19 protein-coding genes and 1 pseudogene are annotated in these 23,499 nt (G+C 36.5%); 10 read left to right on the top strand and 10 right to left on the bottom strand.

Features of this window, described 5'->3' with window-relative positions; genetic code table 11:
• Positions 1-482: 482 nt before the first annotated feature.
• The 4 genes and pseudogenes from IPJ80_11375 to IPJ80_11360 form a co-directional block, all read right to left on the bottom strand.
• Complete coding sequence (locus IPJ80_11375; protein ID MBK7914086.1) at positions 483-920, bottom strand: arsenate reductase ArsC; 438 nt, start codon at positions 918-920, stop codon at positions 483-485.
• 169 nt (positions 921-1,089) lie between these two features.
• Positions 1,090-3,772, bottom strand: a pseudogene (locus tag IPJ80_11370) (S9 family peptidase).
• 52 nt (positions 3,773-3,824) lie between these two features.
• A complete protein-coding gene (locus IPJ80_11365; protein ID MBK7914085.1) occupies positions 3,825-5,243 on the bottom strand; it encodes a right-handed parallel beta-helix repeat-containing protein in 1,419 nt (472 codons plus the stop codon).
• Positions 5,244-5,261: 18 nt separating this feature from the next.
• Complete coding sequence (locus IPJ80_11360; GenBank protein ID MBK7914084.1) at positions 5,262-6,455, bottom strand: RsmB/NOP family class I SAM-dependent RNA methyltransferase; 1,194 nt, start codon at positions 6,453-6,455, stop codon at positions 5,262-5,264.
• 358 nt (positions 6,456-6,813) lie between these two features.
• On the opposite strand from IPJ80_11360, the gene IPJ80_11355 reads away from it, so the two are divergent.
• The 3 genes from IPJ80_11355 (at position 6,814) to IPJ80_11345 (ending at position 9,008) form a co-directional block, all read left to right on the top strand.
• The gene (locus IPJ80_11355) at positions 6,814-7,410 is read left to right on the top strand and encodes a hypothetical protein (protein ID MBK7914083.1); all 597 of its coding nucleotides are present in this window, start codon (positions 6,814-6,816) and stop codon (positions 7,408-7,410) included.
• The gene (locus tag IPJ80_11350; protein MBK7914082.1) at positions 7,359-8,294 is read left to right on the top strand and encodes an OmpA family protein; all 936 of its coding nucleotides are present in this window, start codon (positions 7,359-7,361) and stop codon (positions 8,292-8,294) included. The genes IPJ80_11355 and IPJ80_11350 overlap by 52 nt, the downstream gene beginning before the upstream one ends.
• Before the next feature lie 309 nt (positions 8,295-8,603).
• Positions 8,604-9,008: a DUF1761 domain-containing protein gene (locus IPJ80_11345; protein ID MBK7914081.1), complete on the top strand. Its 405-nt coding sequence runs from the start codon at positions 8,604-8,606 to the stop codon at positions 9,006-9,008.
• Positions 9,009-9,193: 185 nt separating this feature from the next.
• Here the strand turns inward: IPJ80_11345 and IPJ80_11340 are convergent, their stop codons facing one another.
• The 6 genes from IPJ80_11340 to IPJ80_11315 all read right to left on the bottom strand — a co-directional run bounded on the left by IPJ80_11340 (position 9,194) and on the right by IPJ80_11315 (position 15,468).
• Complete coding sequence (locus tag IPJ80_11340) at positions 9,194-10,147, bottom strand: MBL fold metallo-hydrolase (GenBank protein MBK7914080.1); 954 nt, start codon at positions 10,145-10,147, stop codon at positions 9,194-9,196.
• Positions 10,148-10,244: 97 nt separating this feature from the next.
• Complete coding sequence (locus IPJ80_11335; protein MBK7914079.1) at positions 10,245-10,583, bottom strand: hypothetical protein; 339 nt, start codon at positions 10,581-10,583, stop codon at positions 10,245-10,247.
• Positions 10,584-10,596: 13 nt separating this feature from the next.
• Positions 10,597-11,346 (bottom strand): hypothetical protein, encoded by a 750-nt coding sequence (locus IPJ80_11330; GenBank protein MBK7914078.1) that lies wholly within the window; start codon positions 11,344-11,346, stop codon positions 10,597-10,599.
• Positions 11,343-11,810, bottom strand: coding sequence for a hypothetical protein (locus IPJ80_11325; GenBank protein MBK7914077.1), 468 nt, complete (start codon positions 11,808-11,810; stop codon positions 11,343-11,345). Before IPJ80_11325 ends, IPJ80_11330 begins: the two co-directional genes overlap by 4 nt.
• Positions 11,811-11,818: 8 nt before the next feature.
• Complete coding sequence (locus IPJ80_11320; protein MBK7914076.1) at positions 11,819-12,985, bottom strand: T9SS type A sorting domain-containing protein; 1,167 nt, start codon at positions 12,983-12,985, stop codon at positions 11,819-11,821.
• A gap of 1,916 nt (positions 12,986-14,901) precedes the next feature.
• On the bottom strand, positions 14,902-15,468 hold the full coding sequence (locus IPJ80_11315) for a hypothetical protein (GenBank protein MBK7914075.1): 567 nt from the start codon (positions 15,466-15,468) through the stop codon (positions 14,902-14,904).
• A 472-nt stretch (positions 15,469-15,940) separates the two neighbouring features.
• On the opposite strand from IPJ80_11315, the gene IPJ80_11310 reads away from it, so the two are divergent.
• The 7 genes from IPJ80_11310 to IPJ80_11280 all read left to right on the top strand — a co-directional run bounded on the left by IPJ80_11310 (position 15,941) and on the right by IPJ80_11280 (position 23,468).
• Positions 15,941-16,147: a hypothetical protein gene (locus IPJ80_11310; GenBank protein ID MBK7914074.1), complete on the top strand. Its 207-nt coding sequence runs from the start codon at positions 15,941-15,943 to the stop codon at positions 16,145-16,147.
• Positions 16,148-17,089: 942 nt separating this feature from the next.
• Positions 17,090-19,438 carry an AAA family ATPase gene (locus tag IPJ80_11305; protein MBK7914073.1) on the top strand — a complete coding sequence of 783 codons (2,349 nt, stop codon included), beginning with the start codon at positions 17,090-17,092 and terminating at the stop codon, positions 19,436-19,438.
• Complete coding sequence (locus IPJ80_11300) at positions 19,435-20,238, top strand: hypothetical protein (protein ID MBK7914072.1); 804 nt, start codon at positions 19,435-19,437, stop codon at positions 20,236-20,238. Before IPJ80_11305 ends, IPJ80_11300 begins: the two co-directional genes overlap by 4 nt.
• Positions 20,239-20,420: 182 nt before the next feature.
• Positions 20,421-21,497, top strand: coding sequence for a DUF4062 domain-containing protein (locus IPJ80_11295; protein ID MBK7914071.1), 1,077 nt, complete (start codon positions 20,421-20,423; stop codon positions 21,495-21,497).
• 22 nt (positions 21,498-21,519) lie between these two features.
• Entirely contained in the window at positions 21,520-22,200 is a 681-nt protein-coding gene (locus tag IPJ80_11290; GenBank protein ID MBK7914070.1) for a hypothetical protein, read from the top strand.
• A gap of 151 nt (positions 22,201-22,351) precedes the next feature.
• On the top strand, positions 22,352-23,320 hold the full coding sequence (locus IPJ80_11285; protein MBK7914069.1) for a DUF4062 domain-containing protein: 969 nt from the start codon (positions 22,352-22,354) through the stop codon (positions 23,318-23,320).
• A complete protein-coding gene (locus IPJ80_11280; GenBank protein MBK7914068.1) occupies positions 23,301-23,468 on the top strand; it encodes a hypothetical protein in 168 nt (55 codons plus the stop codon). Before IPJ80_11285 ends, IPJ80_11280 begins: the two co-directional genes overlap by 20 nt.
• Positions 23,469-23,499 lie beyond the last annotated feature (31 nt).

The raw sequence follows: 23,499 nt of genomic DNA, 5'->3' as shown, positions 1-23,499 counted from the left end.
TTGTTTTTCTATTTGAAAATTTAATCTGTAATAGGAACCATTCCATGAAGAAAAATGTAAAGCCCCTTTCAAGGGTTTGGGGTTCGAAGTGCAGTTTAATTATTTTTTTTTATAAGTCACATTTGTATTTGGAATCATTTAATGCTTTGTAAGTTGGAGCTGTTATCATTCTATTCATGATACTCAGAACCCCAAACCCCATGGAAGGGGCTTTCTGTTTTGTAATGCGAGCAGATTATTTTTTTATTTGAAAATCTAATCTGTAATAGGAACTATTCCATGAAGTAATATGTAAAGCCCCTTTCAAGGGGTTTGGGGTTCGAAGTGCAGTTTAAATATTTTTTTTATAAATCACTTTTGGAAGCGGCATCATCCAATAATTAAAAAATCGAATACTATTTTCTTCAAATAATTTCTAGAACAGGCATGCTGCAAGGGTTGTCACTATCGATGTCTATAAATAAATCCAGATTGTATCTAAATTACCGAAGGGAAGTCTCGATGCGATCAATAAATCCTAACACCGCTTGTTTAATTTGATCCCGAACGTGGACGGTCTGGGCCAGATTTTCAGCATGGGATCCAACAAAGCGGGAAGGATCCGGAAAGTCCCAGGCAATCTTTTGATGTACTCCCGGAAATAATGGACACTTGTCTGCACTGGCAGCATCGCATACCGTGATGACATAATCAAAACTTAATCCCTGTTGAAAATAATCTGAAACAGCATTGGTTGGATTCTTCGAAATATCTATACCATCTTCCAACATGGCTTCAATGGCTAATGGATTTAGTTTACCAGGCTCAAGCCCGGCACTAAATACTTCGTAATCTGCTCCACCAAATTTTTTCAAATAAGCAGCCGCCATTTGGCTGCGAGCTGAATTATGTACACAGAGAAATAAAACTTTCAAAGGCATGCGAATGATTTATCGCAAAAATACGATTAAATCAATTTCGAATTACGAATTATTAATTACGAATTTTAAATGTGATAATTCGTAATTTGTAATTCGTAATTCATCCCGCGAGTACGCGGGATGTCTGCTCCGCTCCCATAATTCGTAATTCGTAATTCGCAATTTGTAATTAACTTCTCTTCAACATTGCTTTCATCGTGGCCCCATTCATTTCAGGTAAGGTTACATCGTATTGCATCGGCATTGGATGCATACCTTTTGATATCCAAACATTTATTTCACCGGCGTCGCCATTGGCTGGACTCATTTTTACTTTAAAGCAATCTTTGCCCTGGATCATTTCTGAACCTTTTACTTCCAATAAATAAAATTTCTCAGCCATCGTTTGCAAATCAAGATTGCGTATCTGAGCTGTAAACCCTTCTGCTAAAGGCATGGTTGCAATGATAAAAAAGGCTCCCGGGCCGTCTGCTTTACATAAACCGGTGGTAGTGACTTGCAATGGTGTTTTGGTTCCACTCATGTTCATGCGACCCTCAACGCGTTTATCGCTGTAATTTAATTCGATATTAATCGGGCCATTATCAATTTGACGTGTAATCGGACTTAGGTTTTCCTTATTTAAGTTGACTTTATCCACCATTTCACCCATTGGCATTTTAGTTTCTTCAATAATTCTCCAAACAGAACCGGAATCAATGATGGTAGTTACCTGATCAAATTCCATTTCTTGTCCCATCATATCCATCTTTACGTCAAATACGTATTTGCCGGGATGCAAACTGATGGTAGCTGCTGAATCCATAACCGGTTCGTCCTCTTTAATTTCTATCTTTTTAGGCAATGAAACTGTTGTAGGATCAACTGTGATTTCTTTCAATCTTTTTTCAATGTCTTCACTCATGGATTCCTGATAACGACCGCTTAGGTAATCTGCAAAAAACTTTTCAGCAGCAGCCAAGAAGGCCATATTGTTTACAGGTCTTGCAAATCCATGTCCTTCATCTGGTGCACAGAGATACTGAACCGGAATCTTTGCCTGATTCATTGCATATACAATTTGATCTGATTCCGCTTTTTTTTACACGTGGATCATTAGCTCCTTGTACCACCATCAAAGGCGTTTTAATTTTATCTACAGAGTATAGCGGAGATTGTCTTTTTAATTGAGCTTCTCCTTCCGGATTGGTAGGATCGCCCATTCGCAAATGAAAAATCTTACGACCTGCTTCCCAATAAGGTGGTATTGAATTTAATAAGGTTAATAAACTGGATGGTCCAACAATTGAAATGGCACAGGCATATAAATCCGGAGTAAAAGTTACTCCAGCCAATGTAGCATAGCCTCCGTATGACCCCCCCATAATTCCGACCCGATGTGGATCTACGATTCCTTTTGAAATTAAATATTTAACACCCCAGGTGATGTCATCCTGCATTTTATCACCCCACTGGCGGTTGCCTGCATCTAAGAATTTCTTTCCGTAACCGGTTGAACCTCTGAAGTTCATTTGCAAGACTGCATATCCCCTGTTTGCTAAAAATTGTGCGTATGCATCATAACCCCATCCGTCACGTGCCCAAGGACCTCCGTGTGGATTTACGATCAATGGAAGTAATTTTGGTGTAAGGCCTTTTGGCAATGTCAAATAAGCAGGAATTTCCAAACCATCAGACGACTTGTAACTGATTGGTTTCATCGGAGACAAATCCGTATTGGTTAATTTAGGTCTTGGTCTGTATTGAAACTTTGTTTTTTTAGTAGTCCGATCAAATGAATATACCGAACCATTGTCCGTATCACTATAAACCGCAATAAGAAATAATTTTTCATCCTTGGTTGAAGAATTGAAACTAATCTCCATTCCGTTAAAAGCTTTTTTTAATGCTTTATAATCTTCTTCAAACTTTTTATCTTTCCAATAAATTCTGGTCTTCTCATCTTCATAATACGTTGCAATCATCCGATTGTCTATATCAGAAAAAGAAACACTTCCAAAATCTACCCGCTTCTTAGGATCTGATTCAATGACTTCTTCAACTTTTGTAGTAACGTTTAATGTGATCAGTTTTGTAAGATCTTGTTTGGGTCCTTTATTGGTAACCATGTAAACACGTTGTCCGTCTTCATGAAAATTTACACAGTAAGCAGATTCCAATGGTCCGCAGGAATAGATCAGGTTAAATCCTTTTGGATCCACACGCAAGATATCTGTTGAACCATCCGGATTAGTCCTTTCAGCAAGACGCAATTTATCTCTGCGATCAAACACCCAGCCGGTAATGCGGTCTGTATTCGTGCGCAATAATTTTAAATCACCAGTAGAAATTTTTAATTCGTATAAATCATGCCAGGATTGATCTCTATCATTCAAACCGACATACAATACATCCGGATTTGTTTTAGGCACAGCATAAATATAAGCGCGGGTATGTTCTTTATTGGTCAAGTTACGGGAAGCAGGTACTTCTTTACCATCTTCCGGTTTTTCAGTTGGACTTACAGCATACACATGAAAGTTTTCATCGCCCCCTTTGTCTTGTACATATAAAATATACTTACTATTTCTAGACCAGAAATACGAAGAGATGGGACGCTTTTCATCGGCTGTTAATGGTTTGGCAGTTTCAAAAGCAGCGTCTGTTTTTTTCACCCAAATATTACGCGTTCCATTTAATGGTTTAATAAAACTCATGTACTTACCATCAGGAGAAAGTTGTGAGCCTGAAATTTCAGGATCTCCAAAAAACAATTCGCGATCAATCAGTGGCGGTTGAACTTTAGCATTCGATTTCTGAGCAGAAATACTCGTCATTGTACAAATCATCATTACAAAGAGTAAAAGTTTCATTTTTAAAAATTAAGCAATTATAAATTTGGAAAATAAGGTCAGTTTGGAGGGTTTACCTGCTAACAACAAAGGTTCCGGCATATTGTTCTGTGTTTACTTTTAAGGTAAACGCGTAAATACCTGGAATTAGTTCAACTAAATCAAAAGTATTTGATACCCCAAGCTGTCTTTTTGGGTAAAAAAGCTTCCCATCCAAACTGTAGACTGTACAATTTATTGGTTTATTGGTCAGATCGGTTCCTTTACTATCTAAAATTAATTGCTTGGAATCTGAAAGATAAAAGGCCTCCATCCGATGTTTATGATATTCTTTACTTAGGCTTACTTGCTGCAATTCATGAGCGCCCAGATCCGGATGCAAATCACTGTACCGGAATTTAGAATCAACGGGATGAATGTATTCATGGGTTGGATTTAACTCATAAGACAGAAAACTTTCATTAAAAACATGTGCGCTGTCTTTCCCCGGCGAACCTTTGCTTAAATGATAATCATAATTTAATGCATCGCGAAATTCAAACACATTTAAATCAGCTTGTATGAAATTATTTAAATTGATAAAACCTTTTGGCATTCCATTCAATAAAGTAACTTTTCCTGCAATTAAATTATTAGCACAAATCAAGGTATCCATACCGGTTTGAACATTCAAAATAATGCCTTTGTCTTCATTATTAACCAGTGTATTATAAAGAAAACACAAAGCGTGTTTGCCAGGATTTGTTAATCCTTCCCGACCATAGGATATAAAGGTATTGTTATCAGAATAGCGGCTTTGTTGAATGATATTTCCCATAATGAGTGCCGGCCCTCCGTTTGGCAAGTCAATTTCATAACTCGCATCGCCGTCTTCATTGGTAATGCGATTGTATAAAATAATATTTTGATACGCTCTGCTTTTTAATTCATGACCATAGTATGCATGATGCACATAATTAAATTTGAATGTAAGCGAACGGACGTGGTTGATATACAAATTATGAGAATAACCATCACCGGCACCATTGTGTGAAAATTCGGTGTACTCAATGACAACATCGCTTGCCGGATTATCTCCAGCCAGGATTCCATCCTGATTGTTGTGAAAATAACAATGGCTGACGGTAAGACCGGTTCCTTCCAATCGAATTCCAGCGCCGTTTCGATCCACTACCGTACAATTAGAAAATTCAATATTTTGCAAACGGTTGAAATTTCCGGTGATGACCCAAATTGCTTTTCCACCATAAGCGGTTCCTTCTGCATTCAAATGTGCAAATCCGCCAACGCCAATAAATGTCAGGTTATGGGCTTTCCACAGGCAGACATCTTTTTTATATTCTGCTGCATCGATCAGGATTGAATCGCCATCTGCCACTAAACTTGAAACGGCACTTGGGCTTGTATAGGTTTTGGTTGGACCAACCAACCAGGTTTTCGACATTCCAAAAAATGGAATCAGGATCAGGATGATAATACTGTTAATTTTCATATCGGTATTTTTAAGGATTTAATTCTTGGTCAGACGGGCCATATAAAAACCATCGAAGCCGCTTAAAGCAGGACTAATGATTTTTTCTTCTTCTAATTGAAAATGGGTATGCTCGCTGCAAAAATACGAAACTTGTTTTGAATTTTCAGAAGGTAAAATGCTGCAGGTTGCATAAACTAGTTTCCCCCCAGGTCGAAGCATGGAGGCATAGTTTGCCAAAATATCTTTTTGCAGGTTACGCATCCGATCAATAAAAGCCAGATCTACTTTCCATTTAGCATCCGGGTTTCGGCGCAATACGCCCAAACCGCTGCAAGGCACATCTAATAGCAGTCGGTCGCATGAATTTGCCAATCGCTTGATCACTTTGGTACCATCAATGACCCGGGTTTCGAGATTTTCAGCCCCATTTCGCCTAGCCCTTTTTTTAAGTTCGTCCAACTTCCAGGATTCTGTGTCCAGTGCAATGATTCGGCCTTTATTTTTCATCAGAGCAGCCATGTGCAAGGTCTTGCCGCCGGCACCGGCACAGGCATCGATGACCCGCATACCCGGTTCGACCAATGAAAATGCAGCTACCATTTGAGAAGAAGCATCCTGTATTTCAAAATGACCTAATTTGAACAGTGGATTCCCAAAGACATTAAATTTTTCCAGAATAATTAAGGCATCCGGTAAATCAGGAATGGGCCTGGTTTCAATTCCTTCTTTAAGAAAATTTGTTTGCAGTTGTTTGATCGTGGTTTTTAAGGTATTGCATCGGATGATGAGTGGGGCCGGTTTATTGAGTGCAGTCAGTTCCCGTTCCCAGGTATCCGGCAATTCCTCTTTTATTAAATCTACCAATGAATCCGGATAAGACTGCATGATGGCAAAATTTGATTTACATTCTTCCAATTTTGCCCACACCCGTTCGGAATTCATCTCATTGTATATTTCCCAATCCGGAGGGTTCATTTTTTTTAGTAGAAAATAAGTTGAAATCCAATGCTCCGGCTTTTTAGAATTGCCACTGCAAAAGCGGATTTTTCGAAAATCCCGGATGATGTTGTAAGCAGTTTCTGCAATAAAACTCCGGTCCCTGGCACCCCAGGATTTATTTGATTTTAAAACTTGTTCGATTTTTTTATCGGCGTACACCTGATCATAAATAACCTGATGAATTATATCACTGACTGCCTGAATTAGATTTTTATGGAATTTGGTGGTCATTGAGGGGATAGTTGATGGGTGATAGGTGATAGTTGATAGTTGATAGTTGATAGTTGATGGGTGTTAGTTGATAGGTGATAGTTGATAGGTGTTAGTTGATGGGTGTTAGTTGATAGTTGATAGTTGATAGTTGTTAGGTGATAGTTGTTAGGTGATAGTTGATTGCAGCTTAAATGGTGTCTTTATTGTAATTTATGGGTTCTGAAGACTTTAGGCTTTTAACTGATTTTCAGGTCCTTCTGATAAAAGCAATAAATTAACCGTAAAAATACATTGGAGGGCCTTAGAATTGCTACATTGTGCGTGAATATGCTGTATTTTTGAAATCAAATTTCATTCATTCACTAAAACAAGATATATGAAACGAATTTTATTGAGCTTCATTTTATTCATTTTGCTGTTTTCCCAGGTCAGTTTCAGTCAACCGGGACCTGCAAAAAATGGTTTGACGGCCAAGGCAGTTTTGTTTAACTACCAGGCACCCCATCGGGATAATAAGCAGATTTTTGAAAACCTATCCAATGGCATAGAATTAGGCTATACACGCGAATTAAGCAATGGTTTAAGCTTTGCATTGCCTTTGCGTATCGGACTGGCAAATTTTCCAATTTATGATGAGCTATCCAAATCGGTTAATACGTATACCCGAGATAAAATTTACACAGGTTTGGATGCCTTACTTCAATTAAATTTTTATAAAAATTGTGGCATTTCACCCTTTGTTTATGCCGGGATTGGGGGCGCTGTTCCTGCCCTTGATTTTGACAATTTTTATGCACAAGCTCCATTTGGAGCCGGTTTGGATATCCGCGTAAATGATCGTTTAAAATTGCCTTGCAATCGGATTACCGATTTGCTTTTGAAGACGGCTTTGACAACTGGCAACACGCGGTTGGAATTCGTATGGTACTTGCTCCAAAAGATCGTGATGATGATGGATGGCCAGATCGAGTAGACCCTTGTCCGGATGATTGGGGAACTGTGGAAGGCTGTCCGGATTCCGATGCTGATAAAATTGCAGATAAAGACGATAAATGTCCTCAAGAAGCTGGAGTTCCTGAAAATATGGGCTGCCCTTCTGATATGGATAAAGACGGTGTTTACGATCGGGATGATGATTGTCCAAAAGTTGCCGGAAACGTAAAAGGTTGTCCGGATAAAGACAAAGACGGTGTTGCTGATAAAGACGACCGTTGTCCGGATGTAGCCGGTAAAATCAAAGGTTGCCCGGATACTGATGGCGATGGTTTGGTTGACATCGATGACAAATGTCCAAAAGTTGCCGGTCCTGCCAGCAACAATGGTTGTCCACCGGATCGCGACAATGACGGATTCCCTGATGCAACAGACCCATGTCCGGATTTAGCCGGTAGCATTGGCGGATGCCCAGATACTGACGGAGACGGTGTTACAGATAACAATGATAAATGTCCAAATACTAAAGGACCTGCTTCTAATATGGGATGTCCTGAAATAAAAGTTGAGGATAAAAAAGTATTAGACGTAGCCATGCGTGCCGTACAATTCCAAACAGGTACAGCGATAATTACCAAATCATCATTTAAAAACCTGAATGAAGTTTTGTCTGTATTAAACAAGTATCCTGAAATGAACTTGAGCATAGAAGGTCATACAGACAGTGTGGCTGATGATGCGTTAAATCAAAAACTTTCAGAAAAACGTGCCAAAGCATGTGCTGATTACTTAGTTAAAAAAGGAATCAATGCGAGCCGTTTGATGTCTGCTGGTTATGGTGAAACCAAACCGATTGGGGACAACAAAACCAAAGATGGCAGAGCGTTAAATCGCCGCACGGAATTTAATCCGGTTTGGCGTTAAGAATACGTTTATAAAATAAATTGAGGAGCTGCCTGAATGAATTTGAATTTCATAAGGCAGCTTCTCTTATTATATAGGAATCTCTAATAACTCATTATACTTCGTTATACGATTTTTTTAAAACCTTAGTTACAACAGTTTAATCAGCGTTTAAAAAAATTGCATGCCTTGTCTAAGAAGTTATTAGACGTTTTCTATAGGATTAAAAAATCGTTTAAGTAACAATATTCATTGCATTACCCGATATTTAAAACTAAAAATGCCTTATTATTGGATTTAGAAATTCAATTCATTTAAAAATTAAAAATCATGAATTACATAAATTGGTTTGGAGTGCTTATAGCCAGCATCAGTTCATTTGTCCTAGGATGGCTTTGGTATAGTCCGATGTTATTTGGAAAAGCATGGCAGGAAGACAACCAATTGTCCCAGGAAAAATTAATGGCTTCAAATTTTGTAAAAGTATTTGGCCTTTCTTTTATTATGACCTTTGTATATGCTTTTATGTTGGCCAAAACAATATTACGAACTGACTTAAGCGGCATGGCAGATGGATTAAAATTTGGTTTGATGGTTGGCGCTTTTTTTTCAGCCATGAGCCTTGGCATCAGTTATCAATTTTCTCATCGACCTACGCGCTTGTTTTTTATTGATGCTGGATATATGATTGTTTCTTCCACGATAATGGGTGCGATTATTGGATGGATGGGTTGAGGCGATTAAGAATTAAGAATTAGGAATTAAGAGTTAAGAATTATGGGAGCAGAACGGACATCCCGCGTATTCGCGGGACGAATTGTCGATTACGAAGTAATTTATCAAGATTCAATTTAAAAACACTTAAGCATTATTACATTTAAGGATTATAGGATTGTAACATTGCAAAATTGCAGCATTTCTTAAAAGTTGATTTTCTCACCCAGGCCGGCATATAAATAGTTTGAAGCATATTCCTTTTGAAGGAGTTGAAATGCGAGGTGGCCGGTACAATGGGCTGGTGCGACGCGTTTTACTTGCAGTTCATTTTTGATTTTAGATACCAGATCTGTTGTTTGTTTGCGGTCAAATGGCAATAGGTGAAAGCCACCGTATACTAAATCAGTGGGTGCTTTGGTTGTTTTCTGGGTCTCAGCTATGATGTTTTCAACGCCGGTATGCGAACAGCCAACAATCAATACATCCCCTTTTGGAGTGTGCATGCTCAGGGACAATTCGGGTAAGCTGGTTTGTTTGCATTCATCTTTGGGATGATCAAATTGGCCTTCTACAAAACTTTTATTGGGGTAACAGGAAAAGTAGCCCATAAATGCTGAACTGGTTGCAATTAAATTTAAGCCGGGAAGAATTTCTTTGGATGTTTTTACAAATTCGATGTTTGCTTTCCAAAACCGGCCGGATTGCTTGATGAAGAATTTAGTACTTCCTCCATCAAAATATTGCATGTGCTTTGGCAATGAATCCTTAACGCTTGGTTCTTGTCCGGTTGCATCAAAAGGCACCGGAGCTCCCCAAAAAATATCGTAAGGAAAATAAATCTTTACATTCGGATTGAGTGCCAATAAATAATCCAGTCCATTGAGATGATCAAAATGTCCGTGAGAAATGATTACCAGGTCAATGCTTTTTAAATCGATGCCCAGTGTTGTAACATTTCGTTTAAAAATATCGGCATTGCTACCCGCATCAAACAGGATGGTTTTGCCTTGATATTTCGTAATACAGGAGAATCCAAAATCTTTTGTGAGCAATGTGTCTTTTCCAAATGCATCGTACAAATTGATGATACTTCCTTCTGTTAAAACAGGTTTAAAGGGAATGTTATTTGTAGGCATTGTAAATGCCAGAAAGCACATAACTATAATAAAAACAGAAATTTTTTCATAACTATCTTTTGCGTTGATATAAATACGAACAATTCAGGGCTTTGGTTTTATCATTAAAATTACCAGATCACCTTTTATTTAAGTACCCATTGTATTCCAAATCGGTCAATTGGAAGGTACCATAAATAAAGTCTCCCTTGGTATCTGAATACACCGCATCCGCCGCACTGCTGACAGAAATCCCCCGAATGGATTTGTACTCTTTTAAAGGGGTGGACCAGGGCAATCTTTTTTTAGCTTCGGCATTGTACCGGTCGTTTGAAATAAAATTGATCAACTGCCCCTTATCATTAAACTGAAGCATGGCTACAACTCGCAGGCCTTGATTGTTAAAAGCGGCCTGAACCAGGTGATCATCGATTTCTTGCCATTCAATCCTTGGATCTATTAAGGTAGCGGGAGCCATGCAGCACATATCATTAAAAAAAAGTTACTGTTTCGGCAAGATCCATTTCGGGTCCATCCAAATACTGCACTTTAAATATAGAAAATAAGCGTATATCCATAAATGCTTTTCCATTCTTATATGCATGATATCCGGCTACTGGAAGACCCTTCATCGTCGCGTTCATAAAAAACAATCTGGTAGGATTTTCCATAAAATTATATTGTACCGATTTGAAAGGCATCCACTCAGCTTGCTCGTCTTTACGAATTTTCCCTTTAAATTCAATCTTGAAATACCGCACTTTTGGTTTCCCCACTACCCCAGCCTGTCGTAGATAATTCTGAATTAAAACCGGTAAGCCCTGAAGATCATTTTCCGTAAGAAGATCCGGAGCCTTTTTGGTTTCTGCATTCAACTGCAATTTGTAATCACTTTCAAATTGTTTGTGAAAATTCCAACTTGAAAAGCCAATGAGCGTAACTACAAAGATGATAATATTGGCAATGGTACCAAATCGGGCGTCTTGCCACGAACTAATGATAAGATATTGTGAAATCCCAACTGCAAGCAATGCAAAAACACACCAATTGTATTTTGAAAAGCCATAAAATCCGGCAGCTAATAAAAATAAGATACATGCAATTAACCATAATACGCCTTGTACTTTATTGATATCCTTAGTTAATGCTCCCATGTTTGCAAATCCAAATGCTTTTGCAAATCCCATCAGATGGATAATCCCATGAAAACATAAAAGGGCAATAAAAAGTATTTTAATCATCGCTCTAATTTATTAGGTTTTTCTACCACACGATATCGATTCATTATTTTAGGATGTAAGGTAAGAATGAGTATTAGTAAGCCAATGCTTAGAATTAATGATTGAATCCAGAAATAACGCATCATGATTTGTTGAATGATGATCCAGCTGATGCTGATTATTCCTGAATACAAAGAAAAGGTCCAACTCCAGTGACGATCGGTATAGAGATTCAAAGCTTGTGCCCATTTCCATTGGGGTTGATAGATCAATCCGATCAAACAAACCAAAGATTGCAAACCAATCAGGCTAAACAATAAGAATCCCGGAATAAAATAGGATTTAAATGGTGACCCCATCAGCCAATCTGTGTGCATTCCTAACAACTGACCATTGGGTTGGAACATTAACAAACTTCCCCCAACCAATGCATTGATACTTAAAAATAAATGCAGGGTGCAAAGAATAAATAAATAGATACTCATTGCAGTAATTATATTTTAACAAACTTGATAAAATAAACCTGATGAAAATGCTTTAGTTTTAAATAATACACACCGGCAGGAAGTTCACTTAGATCAATATTTTTAAATTGATCCATCTTCAGCCCGCGAACTAATGCTTGATTCACATTATATATTCCTAACAAGGCATCGTTTGATACATCAAATGCACTCAAGTTAATCTGGTAGTTTGCCGGATTTGGAAATGGGACCGGTGGGTTTGTATTTTGAAATGATTGCGTTGCGATGAGAATTTGGGTATTCTGGTAGTAATTAAATTTAGCGGTTTGTCCAGTCATAAAATCAAAATCTCCGTCGTGGTCCAGGTCCACCAGAAAGGGTGCCGGATCGCCTGTGTTCGTCTTGATTGAAAATGGGTTTATTATTGGTGGAAGAAACGCAGGTATAAATTTTGTTCCATTGTTTTCAAAATACTCAAAGGATGGACTTTGATTAGCGACCAGAAGATCCAGATCCCCATCGTTGTCTAAATCAGCAGCCGTCGGAACCAAATCGGTTTCTGCTGATTCAATAAAAAATGGATTAAATATGACATCTCCAAACATTGGAATTTTGGCTGTTCCGATATTTTCCTGAAATACAATTCCGTTTGTTTCTGTGCCCGCCAATAAATCCAAGTCAGCATCACCATCCAAATCAAGCAATATCGGAGTCATATATTTTCTATTGGGATTCAAGGAAAATGGATTGATCACAGGATTTGCAAATTTAGGAGCAGTTGGAGTCCCTGTATTTTGAAAATACTCTAGATCTCCTCGCTCACTTCCAAGCAATAAATCAAAATCGCCATCCTGATCGAAATCACCAAATACAATTCGTGAATAAGCACCAGCAGTTTTTAAACCAAAAGGGTTTAAAAGCGGATTCATAAATTTTGCACTATTCTGAGTTCCACTATTTTGATAATAGTAAAAGATTCCTGAGGCACTTCCGGTTAGCATATCAACATCACGATCTCCATCCAGATCAACAAAGCAAGGAGTTTGGCGCATATCGGATACTTTCAAGGAAAATGGATTTGCAACCGGATTTAAAAATACTTGACCTGTAAGGGCATTCGCTGCTCCCCAAAAAGATAAATAAAATAAAAGGGATTTATTTTTTAGAGACCCTATAAAATTGGAAATTTTATTCATGCTTTTATAATTGTAGAGAAATACAAATATAGCAAATTTGATTTTAGGAATGATGTAAGTCAATTGTTGAAAATCCAGAAATTAATATTTAATTTTCCGCTGGGCGTAGGCTGCGCCTACGTCCTAATTTTGATTCAATAAATAATCAAATAAATTTCAATTTAAAAGGGGACATGTATAGGTTGAACCTATAGAGGGATGAAATAATTTGAAGTAAAATTATTCTTCAATATAAAATATGCATTTCTTCATAGGCTAAGCCTATTTGATGATTGCAATTATTTAAAACATAACTCGGGTTCTTCTGCGATTGAAAATAAGGACGTAGGCTTAGCCTACGCCCAGCGAAGGAAGGTAAAAAACAGATGCCTTCAATTGTTGACACGAATAATAAGGGGCTTTGTTCTTTTGCATTCGCCCAAAAGAACCAAAAGGCTTGATCGAAATGAAGGCGTTCTTGCTAGACTCAGGCTTCAGCTCAAATTTTTCTCACGCTTTTGGTTGTTGTACAAATGCGGCAGTTTTACAACTAATAGAATACCTTTTAAACGTGGCTCTGAAAAATTTTCGCCGCACGCTGCATTTCGAACGTTCTGAATTTATTTTATCCTTTTTTTGAATTTTACAACTTATTCTGTATTTCTTAATACTGACCTCTAACTACTGACCACAAATTTTTGTTGGGCGAAGGGTGCAACCTACGCCCTGGGAAGAAAAGAATTCCTGGTACGAAATGCTGGCGCAAAAGCTAACCCGCACCCCCTCCGTTCTTTTGCATTCGCCCAAAAGAACCAAAAGGCTTGTTCGAAATGAAGGCGTTCTTGCTATACCCAAGCCTCAGCTCAAATTTTTCTCACGCTTTTGGTGGTTATACAAATGCGGCAGTTTTACAACTAATAGAATACTTAGCTAAACGTGGCTCTGAAAAATTTTCGCCGCACGCTGCATTTCGAACGGTTAGATTTTATTCTAACATTATCTGACAACTGACTTCTGATTGTTGATTATTGAACTGTTGACGCAGACTACGCCCAACGAAGGATGGTAAAAAACAGATGCCTTCAATTGTTGACACGAATAATAATGGGCTTTGTTCTTTTGCATTCGCCCAAAAGAACCAAAAGGCTTGTTCGAAATGAAGGGGTTCTTGCTATACACTGGCTTCAGCTCAAATTTTTCTCACGCTTTTGGTGGTTATACAAATGCGGCAGTTTTACAGCTAATAGAATACTTAGCCAAACATGGCTCTGAAAAATTTTCGCCGCACGCTGCATTTCGAACGTCCTGAATTTATTTAATCTTTTTTTTGAATTTTACACCTTATTCTGCATTTCTGAATACTAACCTCTAATTACTGACTACTTATTCCTGCTGGGCGTAGGAAGGTAAAAAACAGATGTCTTCAATTGTTGACACGAATAATAAGGGGCTTTGTTCTTTTGCATTCGCCCAAAAGAACCAAAAGGCTTGTTCGAAATGAAGGCGTTCTTGCTAGACGCAGGCTTCAGCTCAAATTTTTCTCACGCTTTTGGTGGTTATACAAATGCGCCAGTTTTACATCTAATAGAATACTTTTTAAACATGGCTCTGAAAAATTTTCGCCGCACGCTGCATTTCGAACGTTCAAATTGAATTTTTTATTATTGTAATTTATTTCTAAACTAAAATTCTTAGGAAAATCAAAAAATTAAAATCTTCTAAATTAACAATTGAATATCCTTGTGGAATAGTAATATTGAAGCATTGTAACATTGCAACATTGCAACATTGCAACATTGAAAGATTGCAACATTGCAACATTGCAGAATTGCAGAATTGAAGAATTGCAGCATTTTCCTCCATGGCTTTTGGTTAGAGATTAAATAAAAAAAGCAGACCCGTTGCCAGGTCTGCTTTTTGTTTCAAACAATTTTTATTTAAATGATCAGTCCTTTGTAGGCGATGTGGCCGTTGAGGCTGTCATTAAAAATCTGAATTAAATATTCAGATTCTGCATCGTCGATTCCTTGTCCGAAGGAATAGGTGCGCATTCCATAATCAAATCGGATTTTACCGCCACCTAATCCCCAAAATTCTTTACGGCGAATGTTTAGCCAGTTGGCTGCAATTTTTTCGTTGCGAATGTTTCGGATGGTATGTATGTCCAATTTCTTTTTCCAGCCAAATCCAAAAACGCTTTTCTCCAGGATGAGATGCTCGTTTTCAAGCTTCACGATTTCTCGTCCGAAATAACCCCAGAGTAAACCCAGTAAAAGGAATACACCGATGAGGGTCCAGTACAAAAAGATAAAATTAAACAGATTGAATTCCAAACTGAGGGATCCGGCAAACAGGTCAACCAGTTGGACATAAAGCGAAAGCCATAAGAAAAAACAAAGGGTTCCAATTGCGAGCGCAAACCAATGTTTTCTAGTGGGGAGGGAAATTCGTAAACCGTCGTTACGGTTTTCAATGCGGGCTTTACCATTAAATTTCATATTCATAAAATTAAGATTTACGGGTTGGTATCAAAATCAAACTTCACAATCAATTGCCACATTCCTTCATAACCATACCAACGAATAAATAATTCCAAAGGCTGCCTGAATTATTTTCTTTTTATAAAAATTTACCAACCAGTCGAACTAAATGAACCTTTAAAAGTGCTAAAAAATCATGCATGCAAGCAACCGTCTTCAAATTTTAAAAAAAAATTCAAAACACCATCAACATTTTGCTGGCTTATTCGATATGAATTTATGGAGCTCTTGTTTGACGAAGGCGATGCCGATAGTTCTTACCCTGAAATTATAGCGTTGCAATTGGCAGATTACAGCACGAGGCATTCTTATCAATTCCAAACCAGTCCGGATATTATTAATCCTCAAACTGATAAGTGCCTCATTTTAATACATCAGCCGGAATCCTGGCTTGCTGCCAAAGCTAGTTACTACACTTTATTTTTAAACCCTATTTATGATACGAATTCCACGTTTGTTTGTTTTAGCCAAAGACCTCATGAACATCACCGGTAAAAGCCTCCGGTCCTGTCAGCGTATTCTCTCAAAAATCCGAAAAGCCATCGGCAAGAAAAAACACCAGGTCATCACCCCGGATGAGTTCTGTGATTATTTTCAACTTCGGGGAAGAGACCGGGATCGGTTTATTGGTGGGTTTGAGTGAGCAAGATGAGGGTTAAAATTTGACTGGATTCATTTTAAAAATTATGCAGTCTTATCGGTAAAGTTCAATGCCGTTTCCTGGAATTTTTTAAGTCCTAAAGCTGCTTAAGAGCCATGCTGAAAGGATAGCATCAATAATTTGGAAACTCAATAAATGTCGATGAATTTAACAGGCTCCTGCCAGGACGGAGGAGAATTAAGTACATCTATTTAACAGCTTACCCTCCCCTCTTTCAGGTCCATTCGATTCAATTTTGCAAATAATTTTGCTTCTACTTCAAAAGTATTTGTAGATTTGTTTCTACCAGCAAAGTTTTATAATTATCTACTTACCCCAGAATTTTATGGGGGTGAGCACGGCGAAGCCGTATCATCATAGAAGCTCTCCATCGATAGTACTATTTTCAAAGTAGATTCGTAGAAGGTTTGTTTGTGAAGCGTTACAGACAGAAAACCATTGCTTGGTTGGTTTTTGCATGCTAAATTTTAAATCAAATTAGTACAGGCCAAATTACAAATGAGACCGCAGCTAAAGGAATCTTAAGTAGGGTAAAATTCAAGCATATAGCTTCCGGTAAATTTGAATTGCCTTGTAGCAAATTAATAAATGGCTGGATTAGTATTAATTTTACTAGTGCAGGAGGATTTATTTGCCATGTCAAAATATAGTATTCTAAGGTTTATCCTGCCCAGGTACATCTAGCTGTAAACTTAAATCATCTCAACATCATTGGCTTAGTTGATTCCTGCAGCCCTGATATCCGGGATGCAAAAAAAGGCTATTAAAATCAAGTAGCCTTATGACTCTATATAGAAATGATTATATTTGTATATAAAGAATAAGAACTTCGTATAGCCTACTAAACAGGAGGGCTAAGTGATATTTTGTAGCGTTTATAAACACGTTATAGCCAATGCCAAATAGAACATTAATTCAATAAATATGCCGACTAACCAAGCTAATAAAGGGCTAACATCTTTTCCAACTATACCAGTTGGAGAAACTCAAATTGTTTTAGACACAAATCAAATAACATTGATTCCTGACACAATTGGAAACTTTGTAAATCTTAATAGGCTATATCTTCGACATAATAAAATTTCAGAGATTCCTCCGCAAATAGGAAATCTTAAAAATTTATTATTACTACTAATTGGAAATAATCAAATCTCCAAACTACCCAATGAAATTGGGCAATTAACAAAATTGACTCAATTGAGAGTTGACAATAATCAGCTAGCGTATTTGCCAAGCGAAATAGGCCTGCTAACAAATCTGACACATCTTTTTTTGGAAAACAATCAATTGACGCATCTGCCAGAGGAAATAAAGAATCTAACTAAATTGGTTCATCTTTCTATAAATGGGAATAAAATACCTTTACCTGACACATATTCACCAACGGATCCCAAAAAAACAATAGAGTTTATTCTTGAACGCCAAAATGAACCTGTGCCCAAAGATTCTCCTATCATTACTAAGGCTTACTTTTTTACAAACGCGAGTAAAGAAACTGTGATCAATAGGTATCAGTCTTTGTTAAAATCATTTTCCGAAACCCAATCAATTGAATTCATTCCTTTAGTTACGGCAAAAAGCATCAATGCTGAAACAAACCTTGTTTTTATTATTATCCCAATTGATTCACATGATAATGAAAAATTAGCAAAAGAAGTTGCTCGTAATTGCAAAAAAATGGGGGTTAGATTTTTCATCTTAACACAAGACGAGTTTATCGAAACAGGATTTGATTCCGCCAACCTAAGTAAGTGGGATATTTTTCAAAAAACAAAGATTGATTTACAAGAAAATTTCCCAAATGAATGCAAGAAATATAGCTCTTATGAACAATTCAATAATTTAATCCTTGAAGCGCTTAAGCAACATAAACCAAATATTCGTTTAATAAAACTTACCTTAGAGAATATCGGACATTTTTCAAACTTAGAAATTTCTTTTGATAAAGACATCTCTTGTTTAATAGGAGAAAATGGAACGGGGAAGAGTACTATTCTAAAAGCCTTGGCGCTAGCAATAACAGGGCCTAATCATAAAAAGCTGGATGAAAAATCAAAAAGAAGCTTTTTGAAAATTCAGGATTTCTCAGAGGGAAATATAAAATATCAAAACGGCTTAATCAAATTGGATTATTCTATTGATGGAGATCTATTCTCAAACGAATTAAATATTTTACCTGATGATAATGGAAATGATATCAATATAATTGCAACGAATGAATCACATATTATTTACAGTAAATATTATCTTAAGTCACTTATTATAGGCTTTCCACAGGCAAGAGGTAACGAATCCCTTGAAGATTCAGGTTTTATTCAGAATAAAATCATTCAGCCTCATGTTAGTGATTTGATTCCATTAATAAACAATTCTGATGATTATCGCTTGCGTTCATTTTCAGGCTGGATCGCGAATTTATATTTTGATTCAATAAAGGAGAAAAAGGAAGGAAATAATAGTGAGGAACTATTAATTAAAAATGTTTTTGAAATCATTTCTCGAATTACCAAGAAAAATATAATTTTTAAAACTGTAACGAAAATTGATCCGCCTGATGTATGGGTCATTACTTCAGATTCTCCTAATGGAATTCCTTTGTATTTAGTAAGTCAAGGATTTAAGATAGTGATTGGATGGATTGGTTATTTAATGCAGCGGTTTGTAAATACTTTTCCACTTTCGGATCCGCAAATTGCCTTCAAAGAAAACGCTATTGTAATTATTGACGAAGTTGATATTTCAATGCACCCTAAATGGCAATGGTCATTTATTGAAATTCTTCGGGAAACATTTTCCAATACTCAGTTTATTTTCACAACGCATGATCCATTAATTATTGGAAGTCTATTGAAAGAACAAGTAAGGGTTTTTACTGAATCAAACGGAATCATAGAGGCAACTCAACCCGAAACAGACCCCAAGGGGTTAGGGGTTGCGGGCATTTTAACGAGTGAATTATTCGGATTGTCATCAACCTTGGATGAAAAAACCCTTAAAGTGCTAGACAGAAGAAATGAATTGATTTCAAAGCAAGATAATACGGAATTATCTACCGAAGAAAAAATCGAGTTAAATGAAATCTTTCAGAACCTAAACAGTTTGGGAATCAACACGACAGACAGAGACCCACTCTATCAAAAATTTATTGTTGCAATTAGTGAGAGGGATGAATTCAAAAAGGAAAATTATACAGCTGAAGACTTGAAAGCGCAAAATGATATTGCGTTAGATACCTTAAACGACTTACTAAAAGAACAGGGCGAGAAAAAATGATTTTTGTAAACATAGATGATCACGAACCTGAACAAGATTGGTTGGACAGAGCTGATGCTTTGACTGACCAACTTATAAATGCGGCAACACCTGCTGAGAGAGCAACGATTATTCAGGATAATCAAGCAATGTGGGGTGAACTAAAAGAACAATTTTGTAATGTACTTCAACGTAAATGTTGGTATTCAGAATCCGTAAATGATTTTGCTCATTGTCATGTTGACCATTTCAGACCAAAGTCAAGTGCAATTGATGAAAATGGAGCAGACCAAGGAGGATATTGGTGGTTGGCTTTTAATTGGAGAAACTATCGTTATTCTGCACCTGCTGGAAATGTGCGCAAGAGGGATTACTTTCATGTGAATGCAAACAAAGCAAATCTTCCAGCCGATGCTATAGAGAATGAAGATATTCGCTTCTTGGACCCAACAGAACCAGAAGACCCAGGCAAATTAAAGTTTGACAATGAGGGAATAATTAGCCCCAAAGAGCGCGTCACTTCAGCAAGGGACTATATTCAAGCCGAATACACAATCAGGAGAATGAATTTGAATATGGAAGGGTTAAAAGAAGGAAGAAAAGACAGATACAGAAAAACCGCAAGACTAATTAGACAGGTTCAAAATTTACTTGCATTGCAGACAATTAATTATGACATGGCGAGGAAACAAAGTATTCGTTCAAAACAATTAGAGTTGCTTGAATTAGCAGGAAAATATTCACCGTATTCTGCAGCGGTAAAATATTGTTTAAAGGAAAGTGGTTTAGATTGGGCATTAAGTATTGCAATTGCTTCATAATAAATAATATTGAAATACATAAGCACTGGCTATAACAGCACCTTTGCGTTATGGCGGGGAAAGTGCGAATATAATCAGTAGCGCAATTAGTAAACATGGTGCGTTTAGACAAGTCAGTGCATCTAATCCGCCACAACGCAAAGCTGCAAACCGTTATAAGGCATTAATATAATTCAATTAATATGAGTGATAGTAGTCATCGAATTCCAATTTTTATTAGTTCAACTGTTTATAATTTAGTAGACTGTCGAGCAGAAATAGGTTCTTTTCTATCAAACTTAGGATATGATCCAAAGTTAAGTTCTGAATCTGGCTTTCCAGATCAAACACCTGAATTGACTCCTTGGGAATCTTGTTTGCCGGTTTTAGACAAGTGTTTTATGATGATTTTAATCATTGATTCTAATTATGGAAAACCATTTGACTGGGAAGGCTATAAAGAATTGTTTAATGGTGAGAAAGTATCACCAACTCATGCGGAATACAGATTTGCGCTACACAAACAGAAAAGAATGATTGTTTTTATAAGAAAAGAATTAATGACGTATTATCAATCTTACAGGAAGTTGCAAGCAGATGGGAATTCTAATGATGATACTGAAAAGAAATTAACTGAAGTCTTACCAAGCCATATTGATTATAATATATTTAAATTTATAAGAGAAGTGAAGACCAATAAACCCATTCCTTGGATAATTGAATTTGAAAATTCATTAGAAGTGAAAAAAGAAATTCAACATAAACTTAATAATGAACTAGCTGAAGTCTTCCTTGCAAAGGAAAAGCATATTGAAACTTTAATCAAAAGCATTAATATAGTTCTTTCAGAAATGTCGGAAGAGAAAAGATTGGAACTCATTGAAAAACTAGATATTAAAAATGAATTAACCACCAAATTAAAAATAGCAAATGATAAGATAAAAAATATCCAAGAAAGAATGAATAATCTTAAAGAAGAAGAAAGTACTAAAAAGCTAGAACTCACCAATCAAATTAATGACCTCCAAAGCGAAATAATTGCATTAAAATCACAAAGTAGTAATTATCGATTGTTTTCTACCGGGAGTTCAAATTATTTAGAATATACGAATTCCATCGAAGCTCAATGTTCATTATGTGGTTGTCATGGACATTATGATCCTACTGGGAATTCAATGGGTAGTGTTACAAAGTGTGGAAAATGTGGATGTTATTACTGTTATAGTTGTATGAAAGGTAAAGCAATTTGTGACCAATGTAACCTTGTATTTCAAAATTAACGCCCTATAATTCATCCCAAATATGCAAAAAGAAGAAATCGAATATTTAGCAATAAAGTCTAAAGATTTAATTGGAAAACAAATCACATCATATAGAATAAAGCATTCATATGCGGGTACTATTATTGGTGTTGTAACTTTATTTATACCTTTTTTCCTAAATTGGTTGAATGACGCATATATTTGGATTCAATTAATTTCCTTAATTCCAATTGGGCTTTTTATTTGGACAATACTTATTATGCTAAATGTGCTTCGACCACAGCCATTAGAACAAGCAATAAGCGTTGACAAATACCCAGATTTAGTGAATAAACCACTGCAAGAAATTGTTTTATTTGACTTAGCAGTTAATTTAGATTCCTTTAAGGCTAATAGAATAATAATTGACAAAGCCAACAGGAGTTATAACAAAGGAGTAGTTTTAACAATCATTGCAATTATCGTATCAATAGTAATTTTATTAGCGAATATATTTTTCAAACCAATAATGGATGATAAAGTAGTCAAAGTCGAAATAGTAAATTCAGTAATTATGGAAAATAACAACAATCAAACAAGTGGAAATAATTCAAACAGTAGTTCAAATCAAGATAATAGTAATTCGAACGACACAACTAAGCGTATTGTAATTCCTCCTACAACGCCAGCTGACAGAGAAAAGCTTAACGAAGGTGTTGACCCTAAGAAAAATAAGAAATAAGTACTGCTGCTAAAAGCACCTACCTTCAAGCTGGTCATTTGAATTACTCAATATATTGATGTACTAAAACCCAGCCTGTGGGTAGCTGTGGCATGATAGCAGCAAATTTAGGCAGACACAAAAAATAAACAGACTATAAATAAATTTAGCAATGGCAAAACCAAGAATATTCATAAGCTCTACATTTTACGACCTAAGACAAGTGAGGTCTGACCTTGATACATTTATCGAAAATTTAGGTTATGACCCAGTTCGGAACGAAGAGGGTGACATACCCTATGGAAAAGATGAAGCATTGGAAGAATATTGCTATAAAGAAATTAAAGCTGTGGATATTTTAGTTTCAATTGTAGGTGGACGATTCGGTTCTGAATCAAAGAGAAATAATTCATCTATTTCGCAGCTTGAACTAAAAACTGCATTAAAAGAAAATAAGCAAGTATATATTTTCATTGAAAAAAATGTTCTCTCTGAATATGAGACATATTTGATTAATAAAGACAACGCGGCTATGAAATATAGATATGTTGACGACACTAGAATTTATCAATTCATTGAGGAAGTAAAAAACCTAAATGCAAATAATAATATTAAAGGGTTCGAGTCTGCATCGGATATTTCTAAGTATTTGAAAGAACAATTTGCAGGACTTTTCCAACGTTTTTTAGAAGAGCAAACAAGAATTAAAGAAGTTAGTCTAATTAGAAATTTAGAAAAAACTGCTCAGACCCTTAACAAACTTGTGAATTTTTTAAGTGATGAAAACAAAGGACAAACAGAGGAAATAAACAAAATTCTTATGATAAATCATCCTTTAACTGAAACACTTAGAACTAAGTTGGACATTCCTTATAATTTCTACATAGAAGGTTTTCACGACATGAAAAAACTGTTAGATGCTAGAGGATTTAAAGAAATTGAAGCCGACCTTTTTGACAATGATGATTTTGTTTCTGAATGGGTAAAAACAGCAAATAGAAAGAAGCACATCCTGAAAATATCAGACGGACTTTTTGACGAAGACAAAAAACTGAAATTCATAAAGAGGACAGATTGGAATGAGGAATTTGTGCAATTAAAGGAGACTGAAGAACCTCAAGATGATGATTTACCTTTCTAAAAAATCAGCTGCTAACACGAGTTTGGCAAAAGTGGCGGTTCAGTGCTCCGCAGACACATTTGTGGTTAATCAAACTTGGTTCTCCGCTTCAACATTTATGGTGAAAATCGCCACCTTCGCCAAGCTCGAAACCGTCGGCAAGCGTTAAAGTCGCATCCTGACATTAAATAAATGTAAAA

The organism is Saprospiraceae bacterium (assembly GCA_016714025.1).
Taxonomy (GTDB): domain Bacteria; phylum Bacteroidota; class Bacteroidia; order Chitinophagales; family Saprospiraceae; genus Vicinibacter.
Note: the sequence above shows the minus strand (reverse complement) of the source record. Positions and strands in the feature narration are given on the sequence as shown.

Excerpts from the sequence above, each read along its gene's own strand:
- IPJ80_11375 (MBK7914086.1), bottom strand. The coding sequence starts at position 920 with ATGCCTTTGAAAGTTTTATTTCTCTGTGTACATAATTCAGCTCGCAGC.
- IPJ80_11365 (MBK7914085.1), bottom strand. The coding sequence starts at position 5,243 with ATGAAAATTAACAGTATTATCATCCTGATCCTGATTCCATTTTTTGGA.
- IPJ80_11360 (MBK7914084.1), bottom strand. The coding sequence starts at position 6,455 with ATGACCACCAAATTCCATAAAAATCTAATTCAGGCAGTCAGTGATATA.
- IPJ80_11355 (MBK7914083.1), top strand. The coding sequence starts at position 6,814 with ATGAAACGAATTTTATTGAGCTTCATTTTATTCATTTTGCTGTTTTCC.
- IPJ80_11350 (MBK7914082.1), top strand. The coding sequence starts at position 7,359 with ATGGTACTTGCTCCAAAAGATCGTGATGATGATGGATGGCCAGATCGA.
- IPJ80_11345 (MBK7914081.1), top strand. The coding sequence starts at position 8,604 with ATGAATTACATAAATTGGTTTGGAGTGCTTATAGCCAGCATCAGTTCA.
- IPJ80_11340 (MBK7914080.1), bottom strand. The coding sequence starts at position 10,147 with ATGTGCTTTCTGGCATTTACAATGCCTACAAATAACATTCCCTTTAAA.
- IPJ80_11335 (MBK7914079.1), bottom strand. The coding sequence starts at position 10,583 with ATGGCTCCCGCTACCTTAATAGATCCAAGGATTGAATGGCAAGAAATC.
- IPJ80_11330 (MBK7914078.1), bottom strand. The coding sequence starts at position 11,346 with ATGATTAAAATACTTTTTATTGCCCTTTTATGTTTTCATGGGATTATC.
- IPJ80_11325 (MBK7914077.1), bottom strand. The coding sequence starts at position 11,810 with ATGAGTATCTATTTATTTATTCTTTGCACCCTGCATTTATTTTTAAGT.
- IPJ80_11320 (MBK7914076.1), bottom strand. The coding sequence starts at position 12,985 with ATGAATAAAATTTCCAATTTTATAGGGTCTCTAAAAAATAAATCCCTT.
- IPJ80_11315 (MBK7914075.1), bottom strand. The coding sequence starts at position 15,468 with ATGAATATGAAATTTAATGGTAAAGCCCGCATTGAAAACCGTAACGAC.
- IPJ80_11310 (MBK7914074.1), top strand. The coding sequence starts at position 15,941 with ATGATACGAATTCCACGTTTGTTTGTTTTAGCCAAAGACCTCATGAAC.
- IPJ80_11305 (MBK7914073.1), top strand. The coding sequence starts at position 17,090 with ATGCCGACTAACCAAGCTAATAAAGGGCTAACATCTTTTCCAACTATA.
- IPJ80_11300 (MBK7914072.1), top strand. The coding sequence starts at position 19,435 with ATGATTTTTGTAAACATAGATGATCACGAACCTGAACAAGATTGGTTG.
- IPJ80_11295 (MBK7914071.1), top strand. The coding sequence starts at position 20,421 with ATGAGTGATAGTAGTCATCGAATTCCAATTTTTATTAGTTCAACTGTT.
- IPJ80_11290 (MBK7914070.1), top strand. The coding sequence starts at position 21,520 with ATGCAAAAAGAAGAAATCGAATATTTAGCAATAAAGTCTAAAGATTTA.
- IPJ80_11285 (MBK7914069.1), top strand. The coding sequence starts at position 22,352 with ATGGCAAAACCAAGAATATTCATAAGCTCTACATTTTACGACCTAAGA.
- IPJ80_11280 (MBK7914068.1), top strand. The coding sequence starts at position 23,301 with ATGATGATTTACCTTTCTAAAAAATCAGCTGCTAACACGAGTTTGGCA.